The 22,180-nt window shown below is 28.4% G+C and carries 26 protein-coding genes, 1 tRNA gene and 1 pseudogene; 3 read left to right on the top strand and 25 right to left on the bottom strand.

Translation table 11 applies throughout. The annotated features are described in order from the left end of the window. Positions 1 to 430: 430 nt before the first annotated feature. Positions 431 to 610 carry a hypothetical protein gene (locus ACYUEW_RS06440; protein WP_003488379.1) on the top strand — a complete coding sequence of 60 codons (180 nt, stop codon included), beginning with the start codon at positions 431 to 433 and terminating at the stop codon, positions 608 to 610. Between the two features lie 456 nt (positions 611 to 1,066). Here the strand turns inward: ACYUEW_RS06440 and ACYUEW_RS06435 are convergent, their stop codons facing one another. The 23 genes and pseudogenes from ACYUEW_RS06435 to ACYUEW_RS06325 form a co-directional block, all read right to left on the bottom strand. Further along, positions 1,067 to 2,032 carry an NlpC/P60 family protein gene (locus ACYUEW_RS06435; RefSeq protein WP_460276478.1) on the bottom strand — a complete coding sequence of 322 codons (966 nt, stop codon included), beginning with the start codon at positions 2,030 to 2,032 and terminating at the stop codon, positions 1,067 to 1,069. 277 nt (positions 2,033 to 2,309) lie between these two features. Continuing rightward, positions 2,310 to 3,077, bottom strand: a pseudogene (locus tag ACYUEW_RS06430) (N-acetylmuramoyl-L-alanine amidase). Between the two features lie 41 nt (positions 3,078 to 3,118). After that, entirely contained in the window at positions 3,119 to 3,313 is a 195-nt protein-coding gene (locus tag ACYUEW_RS06425; RefSeq protein ID WP_460276477.1) for a hypothetical protein, read from the bottom strand. Between the two features lies 1 nt (position 3,314). After that, a complete protein-coding gene (locus ACYUEW_RS06420; protein ID WP_460276476.1) occupies positions 3,315 to 3,593 on the bottom strand; it encodes an SNARE domain-containing protein in 279 nt (92 codons plus the stop codon). Positions 3,594 to 3,652: 59 nt separating this feature from the next. Further along, the gene (locus tag ACYUEW_RS06415) at positions 3,653 to 3,940 is read right to left on the bottom strand and encodes a hypothetical protein (RefSeq protein ID WP_460276475.1); all 288 of its coding nucleotides are present in this window, start codon (positions 3,938 to 3,940) and stop codon (positions 3,653 to 3,655) included. Between the two features lie 28 nt (positions 3,941 to 3,968). Continuing rightward, the gene (locus tag ACYUEW_RS06410; protein ID WP_460276474.1) at positions 3,969 to 5,453 is read right to left on the bottom strand and encodes a hypothetical protein; all 1,485 of its coding nucleotides are present in this window, start codon (positions 5,451 to 5,453) and stop codon (positions 3,969 to 3,971) included. A 32-nt stretch (positions 5,454 to 5,485) separates the two neighbouring features. Further along, positions 5,486 to 5,683, bottom strand: coding sequence for a hypothetical protein (locus tag ACYUEW_RS06405; protein ID WP_030033404.1), 198 nt, complete (start codon positions 5,681 to 5,683; stop codon positions 5,486 to 5,488). A gap of 1 nt (position 5,684) precedes the next feature. Beyond that, positions 5,685 to 8,201: a phage tail spike protein gene (locus ACYUEW_RS06400; RefSeq protein ID WP_460276473.1), complete on the bottom strand. Its 2,517-nt coding sequence runs from the start codon at positions 8,199 to 8,201 to the stop codon at positions 5,685 to 5,687. Between the two features lie 3 nt (positions 8,202 to 8,204). After that, positions 8,205 to 8,645, bottom strand: coding sequence for a gp53-like domain-containing protein (locus ACYUEW_RS06395; RefSeq protein ID WP_030033403.1), 441 nt, complete (start codon positions 8,643 to 8,645; stop codon positions 8,205 to 8,207). A 56-nt stretch (positions 8,646 to 8,701) separates the two neighbouring features. Beyond that, the gene (locus tag ACYUEW_RS06390) at positions 8,702 to 9,157 is read right to left on the bottom strand and encodes a gp53-like domain-containing protein (RefSeq protein WP_030033402.1); all 456 of its coding nucleotides are present in this window, start codon (positions 9,155 to 9,157) and stop codon (positions 8,702 to 8,704) included. After that, the gene (locus ACYUEW_RS06385; protein ID WP_460276470.1) at positions 9,157 to 9,948 is read right to left on the bottom strand and encodes a distal tail protein Dit; all 792 of its coding nucleotides are present in this window, start codon (positions 9,946 to 9,948) and stop codon (positions 9,157 to 9,159) included. The genes ACYUEW_RS06390 and ACYUEW_RS06385 overlap by 1 nt, the downstream gene beginning before the upstream one ends. After that, positions 9,948 to 11,648, bottom strand: coding sequence for a phage tail protein (locus ACYUEW_RS06380; protein WP_460276469.1), 1,701 nt, complete (start codon positions 11,646 to 11,648; stop codon positions 9,948 to 9,950). The genes ACYUEW_RS06385 and ACYUEW_RS06380 overlap by 1 nt, the downstream gene beginning before the upstream one ends. A 246-nt stretch (positions 11,649 to 11,894) precedes the next feature. Continuing rightward, the gene (locus ACYUEW_RS06375) at positions 11,895 to 12,377 is read right to left on the bottom strand and encodes a hypothetical protein (protein ID WP_460276467.1); all 483 of its coding nucleotides are present in this window, start codon (positions 12,375 to 12,377) and stop codon (positions 11,895 to 11,897) included. Positions 12,378 to 12,589: 212 nt separating this feature from the next. Then, positions 12,590 to 13,075 (bottom strand): hypothetical protein, encoded by a 486-nt coding sequence (locus ACYUEW_RS06370; protein WP_460276465.1) that lies wholly within the window; start codon positions 13,073 to 13,075, stop codon positions 12,590 to 12,592. A 56-nt stretch (positions 13,076 to 13,131) separates the two neighbouring features. Further along, on the bottom strand, positions 13,132 to 13,725 hold the full coding sequence (locus ACYUEW_RS06365) for a bacteriophage Gp15 family protein (protein WP_460276464.1): 594 nt from the start codon (positions 13,723 to 13,725) through the stop codon (positions 13,132 to 13,134). Beyond that, on the bottom strand, positions 13,725 to 14,069 hold the full coding sequence (locus ACYUEW_RS06360) for a DUF6673 family protein (protein ID WP_030033396.1): 345 nt from the start codon (positions 14,067 to 14,069) through the stop codon (positions 13,725 to 13,727). Before ACYUEW_RS06360 ends, ACYUEW_RS06365 begins: the two co-directional genes overlap by 1 nt. A 67-nt stretch (positions 14,070 to 14,136) precedes the next feature. Then, positions 14,137 to 14,616 (bottom strand): hypothetical protein, encoded by a 480-nt coding sequence (locus ACYUEW_RS06355; protein WP_460276463.1) that lies wholly within the window; start codon positions 14,614 to 14,616, stop codon positions 14,137 to 14,139. Further along, positions 14,617 to 15,054 (bottom strand): chloramphenicol resistance protein, encoded by a 438-nt coding sequence (locus ACYUEW_RS06350; protein WP_460276462.1) that lies wholly within the window; start codon positions 15,052 to 15,054, stop codon positions 14,617 to 14,619. A gap of 303 nt (positions 15,055 to 15,357) precedes the next feature. Further along, positions 15,358 to 15,834 (bottom strand): hypothetical protein, encoded by a 477-nt coding sequence (locus ACYUEW_RS06345; RefSeq protein ID WP_460276461.1) that lies wholly within the window; start codon positions 15,832 to 15,834, stop codon positions 15,358 to 15,360. Positions 15,835 to 15,913: 79 nt separating this feature from the next. Then, positions 15,914 to 16,078, bottom strand: a complete 165-nt coding sequence (locus ACYUEW_RS06340; RefSeq protein WP_460276460.1) for a hypothetical protein — start codon at positions 16,076 to 16,078, stop codon at positions 15,914 to 15,916. 45 nt (positions 16,079 to 16,123) lie between these two features. Continuing rightward, on the bottom strand, positions 16,124 to 16,912 hold the full coding sequence (locus ACYUEW_RS06335) for an ATP-binding protein (protein ID WP_460276459.1): 789 nt from the start codon (positions 16,910 to 16,912) through the stop codon (positions 16,124 to 16,126). Continuing rightward, positions 16,845 to 17,651, bottom strand: a complete 807-nt coding sequence (locus tag ACYUEW_RS06330) for a DnaD domain-containing protein (protein WP_460276457.1) — start codon at positions 17,649 to 17,651, stop codon at positions 16,845 to 16,847. Before ACYUEW_RS06330 ends, ACYUEW_RS06335 begins: the two co-directional genes overlap by 68 nt. A 140-nt stretch (positions 17,652 to 17,791) precedes the next feature. Then, positions 17,792 to 17,983 carry a helix-turn-helix transcriptional regulator gene (locus ACYUEW_RS06325; protein WP_030033388.1) on the bottom strand — a complete coding sequence of 64 codons (192 nt, stop codon included), beginning with the start codon at positions 17,981 to 17,983 and terminating at the stop codon, positions 17,792 to 17,794. A gap of 216 nt (positions 17,984 to 18,199) precedes the next feature. Between ACYUEW_RS06325 and ACYUEW_RS06320 the strand changes: the two genes are divergently transcribed. Beyond that, entirely contained in the window at positions 18,200 to 18,631 is a 432-nt protein-coding gene (locus ACYUEW_RS06320; RefSeq protein WP_460276456.1) for a helix-turn-helix domain-containing protein, read from the top strand. Positions 18,632 to 18,639: 8 nt separating this feature from the next. After that, a complete protein-coding gene (locus ACYUEW_RS06315; RefSeq protein ID WP_030033385.1) occupies positions 18,640 to 19,092 on the top strand; it encodes an ImmA/IrrE family metallo-endopeptidase in 453 nt (150 codons plus the stop codon). A 288-nt stretch (positions 19,093 to 19,380) separates the two neighbouring features. On the opposite strand, the gene ACYUEW_RS06310 is transcribed toward ACYUEW_RS06315, so the two are convergent. Both ACYUEW_RS06310 and ACYUEW_RS06305 read right to left on the bottom strand, forming a co-directional pair. Next, positions 19,381 to 19,455: transfer RNA gene (locus ACYUEW_RS06310), tRNA-Glu, on the bottom strand. A 430-nt stretch (positions 19,456 to 19,885) separates the two neighbouring features. Next, entirely contained in the window at positions 19,886 to 22,114 is a 2,229-nt protein-coding gene (locus tag ACYUEW_RS06305; RefSeq protein ID WP_460276455.1) for a heavy metal translocating P-type ATPase, read from the bottom strand. Positions 22,115 to 22,180 lie beyond the last annotated feature (66 nt).

Below are 22,180 nucleotides of genomic sequence, written 5' to 3'. Positions count from 1 at the left end.
TAATTTGAAATAAAAAAGATTTCTACATTGATAAAAATCCTTTAAATAAAAAAAAGACCTCTATATTAATAGAAATCCTTTAAATAAAAATAAAATAAAGAGGCGTAAATAAGAATATCCCCTATATAATATAATAATAAATAGTAAAAATAGTTTTATTAAGTAGTAAATTATACCACTTAATAAAACTATATATCACATCCTAAGGGTTGTCAATATTTTTTTCTAAATTTTCCTAATACTTATTTTTTACAAATAATTAAAAGCATCTAAATTAATAAACACTTCTAAATTACTCTAAATTCTATTATATATTTATCATCTTTATATACTAAATAATCGACTTTTTATTATTAATGAGGATATTTCATTAACCAAATTTTATAGTATATCATTTAATATAGTATATACTATAAAAGGAGTTATATATATGAAGGATCTAAATTGTATAAGCCCTGAAGAATTGGCTCTCCTTGCTAATTTAATAGCCTTAGAATTATCTAGAGGGAAAAATGCCAACGAATTAAATGTACTTGGAAATCTCGTTGCCGCAGTAGGAACTATTTTATTAACCATTGCAGCTCAAAAACAAAATCTTGAAAATAAATAAATATATATTAAATTATAGTGTTTAGCAGTACCCAGCTTTAAAATTTAAAATAAAAAAAGCACTACAAATACTGGTATTTACAGCATTTCTTACAATTTGGTAGCTCCTAGGGGAGTCGAACCCCTAATTTGTTTTTGCAAAGTTTAATAAAATTTTTACATACCTGTATCCGTTGATATTACTCTGTTTATGGTTTATAATATTTTGTATGAAATCAAGGACATTTGAAACTAGTGTGGAAAAGATTCAGGTAGCAATATCGTAATTGCCACCCCAGGCTGTTAACAAAATATGTTTATCAACAGCCTGAACTCCAGTAATAAAATGGGGTTCTTTTTTTATGTAGAGGTTTATGTATAACTTATAGAAAGCTATTATATTTAATATTCTATAAATACTAAAAATTCCTTTAAATAATAAAAAATAGCAGCCCAATTATGGACTGCTTTCAATTATCTATCTTGTTAAATATTGTTTCTCTACCCATTGAGGAGTTCCTCTTGCAACTAAATACCAATCTCCATATACCGCATATACATCTACTTTATCACCTTTTTTTAAATTTCTAGTTACTGAACCGTTTTGTCTTGGATAATCTCTTGCTACTGTTGATGATGTTACAGTAAATGAACCTGATAAAACTGGTTTAGCTGATGAATTTGTTATTGCATTTGGCACTTTTAAACTTATAGTTTCTGTACATATAACCTTTCTATTATTATCATAACCTCTAACTGTTATTTTGTAACTTGCACCAGGTGTGAAAGGTTGTCCACCATTTCTAAAATTTATATACCTATTTGTTCCTTTATACAATTTTGTATACTTATCATTTTCTGGTACTTTTTCAAATGCCCAAGATGAATTTGAATCATTGTCAACCCATGCAAAAACCCTAGCTACATCATCAGAGTAATCTTTTATTATTAAATTCATTGCGGAGGTACCATTATGAGGTAATGCTCCCCAACCATCTACTTTAGCATAAGATTGTTGTTTATTTATAATTCTTCTACCTGCATAAAATCCATATACTGGTGCAATTCTTACTACATCTCCTGTTTTTGGAGCATGTATCATTTGCCCATTTCCAACATATATGCCTACATGACCCGTATGTGGAAATACTAAATCTCCCGGTTGTAAATTACTTTGTGATACTGGAGTACCTTTTGTAATCTGTCCATATGTATCTCCTGGCAATTCTATACCTGCAGCATTTTTATATACATAGTATACAAAGCCTGCACAATCAAATCCACTTGGTGACTTACCTCCCCAAACATATGGAACTCCTTGAAATTGTTTGGCATAGTTTACTATATCTTGCCCAGTTGCTGCAGCCTTAACATTACCTACATTTAATAATAAAGTCATAAATGCAGCTAGAAAGATACTTAATAAAGTTGCCTTTTTTTTCATGTTGCTTCCTCCTATTTGTCTATTTTATTTTATGTTTTTACCATCAATATCCATATTCTTCACAGTTAATCGAACTCCTTCTTTTTTTATCCTGCATATTCGTACTTTTTCATGCATTATTCTATATTTTAAATATAACTTATTATATAGAAGTATTTTCTTAATTTAATATTCTAATTGTCTTGAAAATCTACCTATAATTCATTTATTTCATTTAAAAATTTTACCATAATTCATAAAAAAGGAGGTACTCCCATTATATAAGTACCTTTTAAATTTAATATCTTACATATTTACCATAAATATATCCACCATGTGGAGGATAATAAATATGTATCCAATCTCCTCTCTTTCTATATAGTTTAATCTTTGCACCATTAGGTAAAGCCCCTAATATTCTGGAACTTGTAGATTTCTTTTCTCTAACATTTACACCACTTGGAGTGCATATAGTACCTGTTTTCCCATCTAAATTAATCCATCCATTATCGCTAGTAGATGGCTTGCTTGGTGTTACATTTCAAGATGTTCCTAAAGCACCATTTACTATTGCCTTAGCAATTCCATTCATGCCATATTTATTAAGTATGGCCACATCTCCAGAACTATCTATAAAACATACTTCTATATAAATTGTTTTTGCTTTAGTTCTTTTAGTTAGTGCTAAAGGTTGGTCTTTGATTCCTCTATTCCTAAATCCTAATTTATTCAGTTCTTTTAATACTATATCTGCTTCTACTAAATGCTTACCACCATAAGTATACACTTCTGATCCATAGCCACCTACTGTAGTGTTAAAATGTATGCAGATATTTAAATCTGCATTTACTAAATTACACAAGGTTACCTGCTTATTTAAACTTTCTTGTAATGTTGATGCATAATCTACTCTACATCTGTTAGTGCTATGTCCTCTGCCTCTTAATTCTTTATCTATTTCCGCCACTAATTGCCTTGTTAATACTTCTTCTTTTAATCCATTTATTCCTCTAGTTCCTACATCTCCACCACTTAATGTGTGTCCTGGATTTAAATTAAATAATATAAAACATTCCTCCTATAAATTTAATAAAAAAAGAACAGGTTTTATTCCTGCTCTTTACTTTCCTTTACTGCTTGTCTAGCTGAACTTTGTCCAAAATAAAATCCTATTATTAATGTAAAAACATCTAAAAACTGAGTACTTGATAAGCTCTCTTTAATACTTAAAATACAAAACACTATAGTAGTTAGTAATGCTATAATCTTCTTTATTTGCAAAAAATCTTTTAGAAGTTTCATATTAATCCTCCCTTAATAATGAATCAATTCTATGATGTGCACTTTTGCTACTTTCTTCTACTTTAATTAATCTCGTATTTATATCCTCTATTTTTCTATCAGCTGCCTTTAAATCTAATCTTATATCATCTACCCCCTTTGAAATATAATCTAATTTTAAGTCGGTTACACCTTGATGCTTACCATTTTCCTTACTGTCCTTGTCTTTAATTCTTTTAAAGTTCAAATACGTTATAGTTGCACCTAATGTAGTACAAAGTACACCTAATTCAATATTCATGCGTCACCTCTCTAAGTAATTTAGGGTAATAAAAAAAGACCTAAGTTTTTTCTTAAATCTTATTCTAGTAATCCCATGTTATAGGCTAATTTAATTTCCTTTAATTTCTCCTGGATCTCTTCTTTATTAATTCTCTCTAAAGCCTTATTTTCTATAAAATTATCAAATTCATCTCTGTCTTTAGGGCAATCTTTAAAAGCTAAGTATATGCCCAACTTATTAAAGCTTATAGTGGTTAACTTATTTTCTTTTCTTTCCCCTAAAAATACATCTACATAACCGACTATTTGAAGCTCATTTGAATCATATATATTAGTTATTGATTTTTCTACATTGTAATAAAACACTATATTATTCCCCTCCTACTTATAATTTTTAATCTAATCTTTTTAATCTTAAATTTTTAAATCTAAAAGTTCCAGTACCTGTATTTTGGCAGGCAATAACCAGTGTATTGATTTTATCCTGCGTTATAAATTCACCATTATAAGTACCTGAATTATCAAAAACCCTAGCAGCGCTTATATTAATATTATTACACCTTTGTGTAATTGCTACATGTGCTAGATTATTAATGTCTTCTATTTCTACCTCAATTTTATATCTGTTGTTAGGCAATATTGGGAGTATAATTGAGCTCCCTTGATAATTTGCTGTGGCTACCAATGTTAATATTGAACCATCTAAATTAACAGTTGCATTTGGGTGTATATACCAACTACTATTAAAATTGGGAACTATATTTGGGTTTTTATCTTTTAAAATTATTTCAGCTTCTTGGTCTGTAAATACTCTATCTAAAAATTGAACGTCTTCAAAAAATGCATCACCTTGTAAATTACCATTGCTAGTTTGAGCTAAATAAAATTTATATAATCCAGCACTAAAATCAACATTGTCTGTAAATATTCCTTTTCTTACTCCTTGTGAATCTAAATGATACATTGTATATACTTTATTTTTATATTGTATTAAATAATTATTTGCCGTAAATTTTTTATCTCTAAATGTAGGCATATTAGGGGTTGTACTCCATTGCAAATTATGCTGAATACCTAGTCTACCTATATTTCCAGTAATATATCTATAAGATATAGCTTCACTATCGTTACCCATCCAGAACAGATACTTCTCTGAGTTTGTACTATCCCCTGAAGGACTAAAACCTTTGATTAAAATACTCCATTCTTCTCCTAGTTCCACTTCTATTGGTTGCATTTTATCTTGTTGTCTATTTAATTTTAATGTAATATTTATATAATCTATCCATACTTTACTTGCAATAGTTCCATCCGAAGGATTTTCACTTGTTATAAGAACATATACTAATCCATTATTTATTCTATCTTTAGACCATTGAACAATATTATCTGCTGTCATATCTTGATTAGGAGTTATTATTTCTTGTATGATAGAGTTTTTATTTCTTCCAACATAAGAATTAGCCCAGTTATCATTGCTTCTCCATACTATACATTTACAATCATAAAGGATCTGACCGCTATTTGAACTTTCTGCTCTAGCATAAGCAGATACTTTTAGGCTTTTAATTTCATTTTCTAATTGTGATATATTTCCACCATAAAGGCTGTTACATAGCCCATTTAAATCCAATTCCACAAGTAATTGTGCTTTTTCTCCTGCTGTCGTTGTATCTGCCATGGCAGATATACTATCTTGTTTTTTCAATTTCTCATAATTATTTTGGTCGGTTTCATGCCAGTTTGGGTCATTTGGAAGTAATAAATCTGTAGCCTTAGTCCAATAAAATTTCATGGGACACTCCACCATACTTCCTGCTACTTTAGTAAAAAAATTATACTCTAATTCTGTTGTATCTCCCCCAACATAAATTGCCATTAATCCACCTCTTTTACTATTTGTAATGCATTTTATTTTAATCTATTTTCTTTTATATAATTTTCTACTTGATGTATAGTATTAAGGAACTCGTTATCTAAGGCTATAAAGGATTCTTTTTTATTATCCTCAATTATAGAACCTGTTTCCTCATCTATTTCAGAATAAGTAAAAGCTATTCTTTTACCTTCCGCAGTATTAATAATTGCAGTTCCAGTTAATCTTTTCATATTAAATACCTCCTAATAAATCATCTTCTATATTTTTAGTTCTTAACAATATTTCATCTAGGCTAACAGGTTCATATTTATCAAAGTCAACCATACTCCCAGGATGGTTTAATATATTTTGATCCTGGAATTTTTCAGCCCTTATATTTTCATATCCCTTGCGTTTTGCTTTTAATTCCCATGTGAATTCTGCTGCTGGTTCTCCTTTTAGTACAAAATAAGTCGAAGTCATCTTAACTAACCTAAGTGGAGAACGCTGTTTAACTTCCTCGTTAGTTAACATTTCAGGAATTATTTCAGTGTAAGTAACATGATAAGGAATATCAGTATTCATTATTTGTGTTACCATATCTTCTATTTCTATATAAGCAGTTCCATCTTCACCTATAAAACCTCTTCCTAAATCTCCAAGATAATATCCAAGAGTTTCATAAGCATTTATTAAGCGCTCACCGTAATCTTTTGTTTTTTGTAAGCAATTTTTAGCCCCAGATACGGATAAATTTCCAAATATATTAACACCCTTACTAAATTCTGCATTTTGCCAACTTATAAATCCAACGTTATTTACAGAAGTTCTATGATTTAGTGCACTAAACATAGTTTCAAATTCAGATGACCATGCTCGCCCAAAATTCAACCTAGAATTATCTCCCATATATCCAATAGAAAGTCCAGAACTCCACAAATCTATTGAACTCATAGCTTCACCATCGCCGTTTTTATACCAGTACATAGGTCGTCTGATTTGCATATTTTCCCATACTGTAATGGGTTGCTTTGAAGTTATTGCCTTTAAATATTTATCAAAGGTAATATATCCACCATAATTTTCTTCTTCAGGCTTATAATAAGATAATGTCAACATATAATCTTGAAAATGAGCTAAATTTAAACCTAATTGATTTGGCTGATTTGTTCGGTATGATGTAAACAGCATTCCTGCTTTACTATTAGTTTTCTTCCAATCGTAAAAAGATAAATTCATATCTTCCATATCTATAGCAGGTAATCCAGCATAATTGTAAGTTTTAAAAGATCCCCCACCTAAGTCTATTTTTAAAGTTCCATCCAATGATTGAAGATTACCAGCTCTAATTAAATCTGCTGTAAATCCTTGTCCAGTTCCAAATGTTGTCCATTGCCATTCATCATTTGTCATTTCTCTAGCTATCTGGAAGCCACGTGTGCCCAAACACATTGCTCCGTAGGTACTAGAATTCTGGTCTTTGTCCTCGAATATTATAGCCCTTTCCACTTGTGTTTCGGCATTATCAGCAATAGCTCTTAAACTAGCCTTTGTTGCATCTATAGTTCCCCATATAGCATCACCTTTAACTTTTCCATCATTAGTGGTTATATTATCTATTTTACTTAGTGAGTTTGATACATTTTTTTTAAAATTACCTAATTCAACTTTTTCATTAACCCATACATTACCTTTTAAATGCTTAGTTGTTTTTATAACTTTAGCTTTTATGTGTAGATTTGATTTATTGTATCTTACTGTTACTGTGTCGCCAACTTCCACCTTTTCTAAAGATATATAATCTTTGTATTGGTCTGTTTTAGAAAGCTCTATAAAATTTACTTTGTAATTAACTTCTGGGATATCCATTTTTTCTACTTCGTAAAGATCCTTAATTTTCAACCTTAATAGCCTTATTACATCATCTTTAGTTATTCCCATTTCTTTATTTACTTTTATATCTCCATAATGTATATGTCTAATTTTAGGATGCGGGTACATATCTATACTAGGACTATCTATATATTTTTCAGGAAGAATAATAACAGTACCATTTTCATCTAATCCTGTAGGCATAACCCTTGTAATTACATTATCTGTATCTAAATTATCCTCTATACCCATTAGATTTTTACCACCTTGGATTAAAACGCCTCTATCATTTCCTCGAGAATCCCATATACCTATATTAAAATTATCTCTTACTATTTCCCCACCCCATGTTTCTAAAATACCTTCTTTACCCATTATAGAGTCAATTGGATTTTTTCTTACAAAGTATCTTGCACTAGTTGGTCCAGTATTACCAGTAGCAACGAAATTATGTGTGAATTGTGTTCCAGCTAAAACCAAATTTAATGCACCTATTCGTGACAAATTAGTTATTTTACAATCTTCTAAAAAATTATCTAATAAGTCATAAAAAATATGCCTACAATTAATACTAATCATAGACATATCCTTTTTTACATTATAAATCCTAAAAGCCTGATTGTTAGCATACACTATATAATTATCTTGTAAAAAATAACTTTTAGAATGTAAATTAACATTAGCTTTAGTTCCTGCTATTGTGTTTTTACCAATGATTATATTTTTATTAGCTTGTATTGTTCCTTTTACAATTTTAGGTTCCTCTATAGGATATTTAAAATTTAAAGAATAGTTTCCGTTTAATTCTTCTACTATTTCTGGATCTACTATATTAGTTAATATAGTTATTCCATTGGTTGTAAAATTTTTAGCATTAGGCTCAAATACTTTAATCATTAACTACCACCCCACCGCAAGATAACTACAAGCTCCACTATTTGCAGCACCATTATATCTTCCAATTGTAAAGCCAGTTTTAGAGCGATTACTAATTGTTAAAGTTCCATAGTTACCAGCTCCAGAACCAAGATTTGTAGCAACTATATGAAATACTGCATTAGGAAATGGTGTTGAAAAAGTAATATTTAAAGTACCTTTATCTTGAACAACACCAGTTTCTCCCCATTGTAATAAGAAACCATTAGGAAGCATAGTATACCCTTTAGTGGTTAAAGTTTGAGAAAATGAACTTTTAAGAACATAACTTTCTAATTGACCTTTAACATCATCTACTTGAATTCCATTGTTAGATATACCCTGCTCCATTTTATTTAGATTATCAGCGTTTAGTGCAGTAAAGCCATCAATCCAGTTTGTTTTTACATATGCGATGATAAACACCTCCAATTAATTCTTATTTTAAATCTGTATTAGATTGATATATCTTAATTAATTTATCATCTACCTATAGCAATGTAACTCACATCAACAGGAACCATTGGAACAGCTTTATCCAAATTTCTTATATATACATTAAAATATGAATTATCAACAAATTGAACTGTGGGGATCATGTCTGTATATCCTAGATAATAAGGTGTAGCTATAATTTGATATACTTCATTAGTAAAACTTTCTGGAAATTTAGCCTTTATATATCCTTTTTGCCAACCTTCATTACTAGAGTTATATTTTGCTCTCCCCCATTGAATAGTTATACCATCCAATAATTTTATACTACCGCTGCTACTTTTATTTTGTACGATAGCACTATTTAAAACATAATCATTTAATTGATTTTCAATATTAGAAATATTACTTTCATTTTGCTTTATTCCATCTTCTATATTATTTAGATTTTGAGAGTTTAAAGGGGTAAATCCATCAACCCAATTTGTTTTTGTGTATGCCATTACAACCACCTCCAATTAGGTTTTATCTCAAATTTTTCTATATTCCCTATCCATGATATTTTATTTATTCCTGGTTTAAAAGTTGGAAAATCTCCATTCATATAATTATTAAATAATTGTCCTTCTCTATAACAATCCATTATTTCAGAATCTATGATTATATGGTTTGCCACATTAGTAAGATTAATTATATTATCATTAATGTTTAAATCCATACTTCCATATCCATAGATAGTTATAACTGGCTCACTTTCTATATTTCCAGGATTGAATATTTCTATAAAATTATTTTCATGAATTGTGGCTAATTTATTAGGTTCTATTAAATTTCCATTTGTATAATTTAATGTATTTAAAGGATGTATTACTTTACTATGTCTAGTTACATTATCTGCAGTTATTTTAATTATTTCTGTATTACACTTGTCATACGCAAATGGCTGACAATCAAACTGAACTATACCACTATGAAATTTCTTTAGCATTTGCTCCAAACTTACTTTATTACTTATTGTGGCTTTATAATATCTGTCTGGTTCATTTGAAAATACGACTTCACCTTCACCCTTTAACCAAGATTTAATATCGTCAAATTGATTATCGAAATAATCAAATTCAACCTTTTTTGTTTCTCCCTCATAATCATTACTTGTAATTGTAAGGTGTCCATTTCTACCTGGTACAACTATTTTTTCCGCTCGTTTTTCAGGAGTCGTTATGTCTGGAAGAGATATAATTTTAAGTCCTTTTTCACTTGAATGAATACCATTCCAAATAAATCCATCCTGCATTAAATTCCTCCTTTTGCTAAGCTATTTTGTTTTCTATAAAACTCAAGTTCTTCCATTAATGATTGAACATCTTGATTCTTAGTATTATTAAAGTTTTCTATATTGACATTTAAAGCATTATCATTGTTGTTTGTAACTGTAGAGTCTGTCGGTGTATTTCTATTTCCTACTACTCTTGCAGTAGTAATAGCCACTTCATGATCTACTGTCGTTTGCATTTTAGAAATTAGTCCGTATAAATCTTTTTCCATAGAATTTTTTACATTTTCAGTCTCATCTTCAAAACCAACTCCAACACCTTGTGCCATATATTTTCCTACTTGATCTCTAAAAACTCTTGAAGGTGAATGAATACCTAGTGCAGATTTAGCACCATCTACAACTCCACTAAAAAATCCATTTATTCTGTCCCTAATCCAACCACCCATTCCAGTAATACCATTCCATACACCTTGTACAATATTCCTTCCTATATTCGCAAATTGAGAAGGAAGGTTTGTAACTGCTCCAATTATATTATTCACCATATTACTTCCAGCTGCGTGTGCTGCAGAAGCTAGACTAATAGCAAATTGTCCAATCATAGATATTGTATTTAATAACCATTGCCATATTCTATTCGGTAATGTAGAAAACCATTGGACAACTGCATTTATAGCATTATTAACTGCATTGACCATATAGGTATAAGTTTGTTGTCCCCATAGTACTATATTATTGAGTGTATTAACTAGCCAAGCCCATATTGTGCCTGGCAGTTGAGCAAAAAAGTTACCAACATTATTTATCCAAATAGGTACATTAGTAATAAGGTAATTCCATGTATCTACACCCCACATAATTATTGTTGTTAGGACATAACCTAAAGCAAATCCTATTAAATAAGGTAATTCATTAAACCAATTAAAAATCTGATTTATCCATACTGGAATAGTAACTGTAAAGAAATTTACTATAGCATTCCAACCGTCTACAAAAGCCTGTTGAATTGTAATCCATAAATTATAAAACCACTCAGGTATACTAACAAAGAAATCTACTAATGATTGCCATGCTGCCGGTATATCTACAGTAAAGAAATTAACTATTGCTCCCCATACTGTTTTACCAGCCTCTAAAATAGAATTCCATGTTTCTATTATAAAATTTCTGAAATCTTCATTAGTATTCCATAAAGTTATTAATCCAGTTACTAATGATGCTATTACAATTATCGTCCATCCTATAGAAGACACTGCCATAATTGCCTCCCATGCTTTTTGAGCTGTTGCTACAATTCCAACTGCTTTTGCAGTTCCATTTAATACTCCAATCAAATTAGAGATTATAGAAACTACATTGAATGTTAATAAAGCCGTTCCTATTCCCGCTATACCTGAAGCTACACTACTAGCATTATCTATAATCCATACTAAAGCATCAATAATTTTAGGTAACCAAATTTGGCTCCCCTCGGCCATGATGTCAATAAATTTTTCGAAACCTAATGCAAGTTCATCTAAACTTTTCCCTAAAGTACCATTTGTAATATTATTAGATAACTTATCCAATGATCCCATTACTAAATCTAGTGATTTTATAAAAGGCTCTTTAAATTTCTCAAACATGGTTATACCTAAATCAACAATTGAATTTTTTATCATTTCTTCAGCACCCTTTAAATCTATCTGGGTATCTATAATAATTTTACTATCTGCCATTTTTTCACCTGCTTTTTATATAAATTAAAAAAGACGGGCTCCCTCACTACCCTATGGTGTGATTTGGCTCTGTTCTTTGATTAACTTCCAATTTAATTATTTTTCTACACCTAATACACTTTATTTCTCCTTTAACATAAACAGCCTTCAACAATAACTGATTGCACTTAGCACATCTTATTTCCTCAATATTAATCACCTCATTTGGAATATAAAAAAAGCGCCTACAAATGGAAGCGCTTAATTCTATAAATATATTTCTTTTTCGATATTTTGTTTAATTTTACTTTTAAGTTCTTTAATAAAAGGCCTCCACACTGAAAACCCAATTATTTTAAAAGATAATACTTTTAATTCCTCATCTTTATTTCTATAGTTTACTACAAAATAATATTCTATTTGATCATCTGTTTTAGTTCCTGTTCCAGACATTCCTCCAACTGTAGCACCTAATGATCCTAATAAAAGACCACCTATTGCAGCTCTTCCAACTACACTTTTACTCTGTTTAACTATCTCATATCTTGTAATAATATTTGCATCTATAATTTGTTTATACTTTAAATTAATATCAGGAATATTTTTGCAAACTTTACTATTAATCGTCAAGCATTCATTTTCATTATTTAAAGTAATTTGTAAAATTACATCTCTACTGTAAATAGATAGTCCATCAACCAACAACACACCAATAGATCTATTTTTATTCTTCTTACTAAAAAAACCCATATGTTCAACCCCTTTATATATGATACAAAAATTATACAGTACATAAGGAATATATTACAATACTTTTCTTAAATCTCTACCATTCGCTGATGATATATTTTATGTTTCAATAAGATTTTTTCTCATCTTTGTTTATACTAATAGGACGTCTTATTTGTTAAATATTAATCACCTAATTTGGAATATAAAAAATCACTTACCAATGTAAGTGCTTATAAATAAATTTCCTCATCATTATTAATAGGTATATTTTCTCTTAATTTATTAATAAACTTAGGCATACTTAAAGTAATGTTTTTTATCTCAAAACTTATCACCTTAATTTCTTCATCTTTGGATTTATAATTAATTACTAGAAAAGTTCTTAATTGAGAATTTTTCTTACTATCTACTCCAGAAATTCCTCCAACGATAGCTCCTAGTGGGCCTAATAGAATTCCTCCAGCCATTGCTCTACCAACAGAATTTTTATTAGTTTCTATAATATCTTTTTCATGCACAATATCAACAGCAACTAATTTTTCAAAACTTATATTCACTACAGGATAATTATTTTTAGAATCCTTAATTACTAAACATCTTTTCTTATCATCTAAACTTAAACTTACAGTAGCTCCTTTGATATATCTATCAATTCCATCAATATAAACTAAATTAATAGGATTAATTTCTTTGTTTTTTCTATTAAATAACCCCATATTATCAACTCCCTTGTATAGCATGTACTACAATTATACAATACATAAGGAATATATTACAATACTATATCAATATCACCACCATTCAATAAAATGTTATTTATTTCTTCTAACTTATCTTTTTCATCTTTATTTATAGGAATCTTATATAACTCTTGCATTTTCCTGTAATATTTTTTTTCCTCTTTATCTTTTATTTTAGATAAATCCATGCTCCTATATCCCATTATCTTAACTATCTCGTTACCTTCTTTAAGACTCTTAAACATAGCTTTAAACTTCCACCAATGTAGATATTCTATGTCTTGTAAATCTATTCCGTACTGGTCTAAAAAAGCTGAATAAATATAATCATCATCATATTCAAAATTATATATTTGTTTACTTTTACCTTTTCCAGTGCCTTTAGAGGGTACTATATATTTTCCACATCTATAAAACCATAACATTCTATCTATAGCTATATTAATATTAGATGGTATAACAGGATAATAAAGTTGTAAAGCTTGTATAATTTTATTTTCTTCACTTATAGATTTATCTTGCATTAAAAGTTCAAAGAGAACAGAAGTGCGAAAATTTGAATTAATCTCATAATCTTCGCCCTCTATTTCAACTGTAATTGGCACTAAGTCTATTAATATATTCATTATTTTTTATTTCTTCTTGTAGCTCTGTTATGAGAATATTTGTTAGCTATTTTCTCCACTTCTGCATTTTGAGCATTTACCTGAGTTATAAGTTCATCAAAAGCCTTTAGGCAGGTTAGAAGATTAACTTTATCTCCAAATACTTTTTTGTCAGTACCTTCACCGAACATAGTATTAAATACATTAAATATGGCATTACACTGGAATTTTATGCTTTCAGATATTTTCATACCTTGTATTTTTTTTGATATTCCCTCAACACTCTCCATTGTTTTTTCATATTTTTCGGCTACTTCTAAATCTAATATATCTAAGTCTTGTAATTCTACTCCATTAATTTTCATTATTTATCCTTAGTGAGAGAGTGTATTGTAATTACTAAACTCTCACTAAAATTCACTTCCTTTCTTTTTAAACTGTTTTAGCTGTAAAACCTTCTGTAAATTCTTTAGTTGATAGATCAAAAGTACCCTCTACAGGATCAGAAATACCTAAAAAGTTTCCCGCAATTCCTAGTTCTCCGTCGTTGTCATCAAAAGAATCCACTGCTATAGCTACTTTAAATTTTCTTGCTCTAAAACCTGTTGCAGCTGGTTTGTCTAAATCAACTATCAAATAATCTGTTTCAGTATCAGGACCTGTTTTTTGCATTTCTCCAATATTTCTAATATATTCTATAACTTCCTCTGAAGCTATTTGGTCAGCATTGAATGAAGTTGTCCATTCATAGCCCGTTATAGATTGACTTGCACTAGATTGATTTATATATCTTTTAGAAGTTGTTTGAGCTGCTGGAGTTTCATTTAACTCTGTGAAACCTGCACCTAAAAGCTCAAATTTTTCATCAACCTTTAAATAATTTGCTTGTATTTTTCTTTTTCTAACTGCCATTTATATCACCTTTCCTTTTTTAAAATATTTTAATCTTAATTGTATTTTAAACTGTGCAGTATCTTCTGTTACTGCACAGTTATAACCAGTACTAATGACTTTAATTTCTAATGTTTTTAAACCATTTTCTAATATTGGTAATATTCCATTCTGATTATTTTCTTCTATTTCATCAGCTAATTTTTCATAAAATCCTGAATTATGAATATTAGTAAGTATATCTTCTCCATAAGGTTCTCTGCTGGTAAAAATAAAAGCATATTGCCTTATACTATCACCATTGATATAACTTTTTATGATTGGTTCTACGGCTATTTCTTCTATAGAGTAAGTATCTATATCAGTAGGTAAATAATTTACATTTACCTTTATAGCATTATTTAAAGTATCAAGGCATTTTAAGTTTTCTATATAATCCTTAAGTCTATCTATTATCATCTGCTCCTACCTCCTACGAATGTTCTATATTGTATTAATCCATTTGTTTAAACACAATATATTGCATACAAATTTAAATGCTTTTAATTATATAATTTGCTTATTTATTCTTTATCCATAATTTATCTATTAAATATGAAACATTTATAAATTGGAAAAGGCACTTGAAACTAATCAAGTGCCTAACTTTAAAATTTATTGTGCAGTTATCTTTTTTATAGGATAAAATTCCTACTGCATATAATTCTTCATATTATCATTTTATATTATTATGCTCACTTTTAAAACTCTATCTTTTCCCTTTTACATCCCCAAAGCTTCAACTCCCCATAATAAAATACTTAATTCATTTAGCACTAATTCAGACCATATTTTAGGTTGATTTTTCCCACATTTTAAAAAATCCATTATTTCCTCATTAGTTTTTTCTTCAATATAATACAGTTCAAAAGCTTTATATTTATATTCCATACATTCTTTTTTAAATCTCTTTTTTAATATTTTTAAAGCACTATAAATATGCGCCATCATTTTCATTGTTCTTAATTTAGTCCTTGCTATACTTGTTAACCATACTTTATCTTCATTTTCTAATATTTCAAATTCTACATTAGCTTTTACATCATCTATATGTGAACTTAGCTTATTATAATTTTTCATTAATAATCTAGTATTATGTAACCTTTTATCCTTATAACTCATAATCTTTTCTCTATCATATTCTCTTATAGCTTCATTGATTGCTTTTTTTATAATATCATATACATCTATATCATTCATAACATTTTTCCCCCTTTTTTATACCGCATACATCACTTTGTTCACAATTATTACAACACTTATTATCAGCTTTAACATTTTATATTACCCTACTTTCTATATATTCTTTATAAATTATATCTGCATTCTTAATTTTTAATTCTTCTAATTTTTCAATACAATTTTTAGATTTCATTACAGGCCCATATCTATTTAGCCATTCATTTAAACCTATTTCTTCAATATCTATTGTTTTAAATTGCATATTCCTTATACCCCCACATGAGTTTCATATAAAAATCTTTACCCTTTATTTAGCAAACTGCCTCATTCTATAGTTATACTTATTTCCTTTAAACACTGTCATATTTTCTCCACATTTTTCTAATATTCTTCCTGCTAATGCTTCATCTAATTCTATTAACATTTCTTGAGTACATTCTGTACTAATTAAAGTTGGGAAATTATTTAGATATCTATAATTTAATATTGGATATATATTTTTTATATCTGATTCACTTAATCCTATTATGTTTCCTTGTCTATCTTTTATTAATTGACTATTTTTAATCTTATCCTTAAACAGATCATCTATTATAAGAACCTTAGAATGTTGATATTTATTTATTAATCTAATATAATTTTCTTGAGATAAAGTATTAGCTTTTAACTCTCTTATAGCTTCTAAATAAGGCATATATATTACTTGTACATTTTCTTTTAATAAAGCAACTCCTATAGCTATAATAATGTGGCTTTTCCCTGAACCTGCTTGTCCAAATAATCCAAAATTATTTTGTTTGGTATCTTTTATCTTCTGAAAATATTTTATATAGTCTATTGCTTTTTCTTTAACTTTTTTTGTTACCTCATCATAAGGTTTATAATCATTTAAGTTTAAAGTATTCCGAGGGTCTACTCCAAACTTATGCCACATTCTTTTTATAATTTCCTTCTCATAACATTCACATCTTTTAAATCCTTCTGTTGTTTTTATCCATGTAGTATCCCTACATATTTTACATTTATAATCAGCTTCCAAATCTCGAGAAATCGTACTTAACTTCATTCTCTGTATTATTCTTTGTAGTTCCTTCATTTTGATTTTCTCCCCATTTCTTTTTTCTACTTTGAGAATATACTTTTGCTTGCTGTAAATTTTTAATACCGTTATTGTTCCAATCTATAAGTATTCTTTCTATATATCTCCAATTTCGCACATTATTCTCTGTTGCTATTTCTATTGCATGTACAACTAATTCACTTCCTAATGTATTAGACCAATCTTTAATTGCCTGTATCTCTATAACTCCAGGCATTGAATATATATTATTTTGATATACCTTTATTGGATTAACTTCTTTATTATTTATATATTTATTATTATCATTATTGTTTGTATTTATTTGCAATTTGTTATCAGGTTGTTTATATTTTATTCCTAATTTACCTATAGTTTGTTCCTCTTTGCTACACATTGATATCACTTTATTTGTATCACTTTGCTTTTGATACATTTCATAATTGATTATTTTAATCTTTGTATAATTTTTTCCCGTATATAAAATCATTTTGTCATCTTTTAATAGATTTAAAAAGTTTCTTACTTTTGTATTTCCCCACCCCCAACATTCCATAAGTTTAGCTTGTGATGTTATAAAACTTCCTTTTTCTACTAAAATCAATTCATTTCCTAATAGTATTTTGTTTTCTTTATGATTAGCTGACAAGAGAAGGTCTATCCATGCCTGTCCTTTACTAAACGGCTTATCTTGCCATAACCAATGTTCTTGTATATTTCTATATAGACTTATCCAGCCTTTACCTTCTCCTGCCATATAATTCCCCCTAATATATTCCTATTTTTGTAAAAAATCTATCATGTTTTGTAGATCAGCTTTGTTCCTAATCTAATAATAATTTCTTAAATATTTCCTTTCTGTTTTCTTTTTAAATTTTAATATTACTATTTTCCTTTTTAATTTAATTTGAATACTTTTTCTACATCTAAATTTAATGCTCTAGATATTTTTTTCATTACTTCCAAACTAGGATTTTTTCTTTTACTTTTTGCAAGTAAATATATATAAGTTGGCGTTAATCCTGATTCTTTAGCTATCTCTCCATAACTTAAACACTTCTTTTTTCTTAAACTATCAATTTTATTCATTATTAACCTCCTGTTATTTTTATTAGTTATTCTTAACTGCAAGTTAATTATATGTTTAACTGATAGTAAAGTAAAACTTTATTTTAACTATCAGCGAATCATTTTTTTAACTTATGGTTAATTGCTTTTTTAATTCTCTTATTTTCTTAAAATTTTATTGACTTTTATTAACTGCGAGTTATAATTAATTTATAAGAATTAGAAAGGAGTTAACTTATGATAGGTGACAATATAAAAAAAGCACGAATAAAACAAGATATATCAGCAAAACGACTTTCTGAATTAACTGGATTAACGCAAGCTTATTTAAGTATGCTTGAGAACAATAAACGTAAAAATCCTTCATCCGAAGCTTTACAAAAAATAGCTGATGCTCTTAAAATATCAGTAAATGAATTTTTTGATGATGATAATAAAGACAATAAAAAAGACATTAATATTACTCAAGAGTATTCAAATAAATTCAAAATTACATCAAAAGATAAAAAGCAATATGAAGAAGAAATGAAAAAAGCTAATGAAGCATTCTTTATGAATGACGAACTAAGTGAAGATGCTAAAAAAGAAATGCTAGATTTAATGTCTGAGCTGTTTTGGAAAGCAAAAGCTCTTAATAAAGAAAAAAGAAAATTTTCTAAAGATAAGTAGGTGGTGCAATGATTAATTTTAAAGTAAGAGTAAGAAATCTTGTAAGAAAATACCATACACGTAGCCCCTACAAATTATGTAATGAATTAGGGATTGAGATCCATGAGTGTTTTCTATCTGAAAATATGCCTAAAGGTTTTTTTAAGAAAATCCTAGGCAACAAATTTATTGTAATTAATTTAACTAGAGTCAAAGATGAATATGATAAGGAATTTATTTTAGCTCATGAATTGGGACATGCTTTATATCATTCAAGTAGTACTGCATTCTTTTTACATGATCATACTTTTTATCAACGTGGTAAATTTGAAGTTGAAGCTAATAAATTCGCTGCTGAATTGCTCATTGATGAAAAAGAAATAGATAAAGTATGTCTCTACAACATGAGTATTGAACAAATAGGCTATTATTTTGGTGTTCCTAAAGAACTAGTTAGTCTAAAGTTCAATAATTTTTTTTAATTTCTTATCGAACTTTAGTTCTGGGATTTTATAGAAAACATAACCTAAAGATATTGAACCTAAAAATAACAAATATTTTAGCATTACTGCTTTTTAAAAATAGATTATACTGGCAATTAAATGATCTATTTTTTATAGCGATTTATAACTGAAAAAAGCTAATAAAAGAGGCATCAGCTTCATATATGTTTGTACTTTTCTATCCTTGAAAAATATATTAAAATATAAATCTTCACCTACAAATGAAAAATGCTGCAAACATTACTGTTTACAGCATTTCTTCAAATCTGGTAGCTCCTAGGGGAGTCGAACCCCTGATTCCACCGTGAGAGGGTGGCGTCTTAACCGCTTGACCAAGAAGCCTCAATTATTTTCTTTCAACATTTATAATTATATTACAGCCTAAATTTTAAGTCAATATTTTTTAGAAATATTTTCATTTATTTTTAATTTTTTTATAAAATTATTAAACCTCTTATTTTTACATAACTTTCATTATAATATATATGGAAGTATCAAATGCTTATCTCGTGCTTTCTAATAAACATACTCCTATTTATATTGATAAGTTTTTATGTTCCCATACAAATTCATCTTCTATATTTATTATTTCCCATTAAATAATAATGTTCAGATGGAGAAAAATAATTATTCTAATCAAACTCCATCTGAACCTGAAACTTACTTAATTAAAGTTATTTCAGTTTTAATACAATTATATAGATATTAGCTATCTTTGTCTAAAATTATTTACTTATATTCTCACTTAGGAAATAATTATTTTGGTAAATTTTTATTTTAGTATTCTTAAAGCATTTATTACCGCTATTAAAGCAACTCCTACATCTGCAAAAACAGCCATCCACATAGTACTTTTTCCCATTATAGCTAGAGCTAGTACTGCAAACTTAATTATTAAAACTATAATTATATTTTGCCATACTATTTTATGAGTTTTTCTAGCTATTTTTATAGCATCTATTAATTTTGATGGTTCATCAGACATTAAAACTAAATCAGATGCTTCTATAGCTGCATCAGATCCTAATCCTCCCATAGATACCCCTATATCTGACATGGCTAATACTGGAGCATCATTTACTCCATCACCTACAAAAACAATTTTTCCATCTTTAGATGTTTGAGACTTTAAAGACTGCATCTTTTCTACCTTTTCCTGTGGTAAAAGTTCTGAATATATTTCATCCATTCCTAGGAATGTCCCTATATTATTAGCTGTAGATTTTCTATCTCCTGTAAGCATAGCCGCTTTTTTTATGCCTATATCTTTTAATGATTTTATTGTTTCTTTTGAATCTTTCTTTATTTCGTCATTTATAACTATATACCCTATATATTTATCTTCTAATGCTATATAAAGGATTACCCCATCCTCTGGAGCTTTTTTGTAGTTAATATTTAATTCTTCCATTAATTTATTATTACCAGCATAAACTTTTTTGCCATCGATATAAGCAGTTACACCTCTTGCAACTATTTCTTCATAATTTTCTATTCTTTTGTTATCTATGGTTTTTTCATAATATTTTAGTATAGATTTTGCAATAGGGTGATTAGAATAACTTTCTACTAAAGCCGCATATTCTATTAATTCTTCTGAATTTACTCCTTCTTCTGGCTCAATTTTTGATACTTTAAATACACCTTTAGTTAGGGTTCCTGTTTTATCAAATACTATTGTATCTGCATCATTTAAAGCTTCTAATGCTGTTCCTGTTTTTATTAAAACACCTTTTTTAGATGCCCCTCCAATACCAGCAAAGAAACTTAAAGGTATTGATATTACTAAAGCACAGGGACAAGATACTACTAAAAATACAGCTGCTCTATAAACCCACTTAGATATATCTGGATCTTTCAGTACTAGTGTAGGGATTAATGCTAAAGCTAAAGCCGCAAAAACAACTACAGGAGTATAATATCTGGCAAACTTTGTTATGAATTTTTCTGTATTTGCTTTAGTAGCTGATGCATTTTCTGTTAATTCCAATATTTTTGAAACTGTAGATTCTTCAAAGGTTTTTGTAACTTTTATTTTTATAACTCCATTTTTATTTATATATCCACTTAATACATTACTATCTTTTGCAACTTCACTTATTAAAGATTCACCTGTTATGGCTGATGTATCCACAGAAGATTGTCCCTCTATCACTATACCATCTAGCGGAATTTTCTCTCCTGGTTTTACCATTATAATATCATCTATATTAATATCTTCTGGAGAAACTACTTCTATCTCTTCACCTTTAACTAAATTAGCATAGTCAGGTCTTATATTCATAAGTGCTGTTATAGATTTTCTAGATTTGTTAACAGCTTTATCCTGCAAGAACTCTCCTACTTCATAAAACAGCATAACCGCTACTGCTTCTGGATACTGTTTTACTGCTATAGCCGCTACAGTTGCAACAGCCATTAAAAAGTTTTCATCAAATACTTGTCCTTTAGATATATTTCTTATAGAACTTAATATTACCTTACCTCCAATTAATACATAGGAAGCTAAATATAAACCTATAGATAAAGTTTCTCTAGATTTAAATGCGGTAGCTAAAATTAATAAAATAACTCCTGAAATAATTCTTATAAGAGTCTTCTTTTCTAAGGCATCACTATCTTCTCCATCATGACTGTGTCCATGATTATGATCATGATTATGCTCATAACTATTTTCTTTTTTATCTAATTTTAAATTTTCCTCTTTATTATTCTGCACGTTCAAATTATTACTATTTTTAACAGGTGCCTGCACTACCTTTCTTTTTAAATTTTCTTTATCTATTACCTTTACTCCAGGTTCTATTCTATCTACTATTTCCTGCACTGTTTTTATAATGCTATCTTTATGAACTTCTTCTAAGTTTATAATTAAAGTTGAATTATTAAAATTATAGGTAGCCTCCTCTATTACATCTAGCTTTTGAACAGCTCTTTCTATTTTTGCTGCACAATTGGCACAATGTAAGCCTTTTAAAAGCAATTTCTTTTTTATAATCATACTCCCACCATCCTTCTAAAATAGTTATTAAAAAATCAAAATTTCTGAAATTACAATAAAATATTA

The organism is Clostridium sp. CTA-1 (assembly GCF_054768215.1).
The sequence above is the reverse complement of the archived record's forward strand: the minus strand, read 5'-3'. Positions and strand labels throughout refer to the sequence as shown.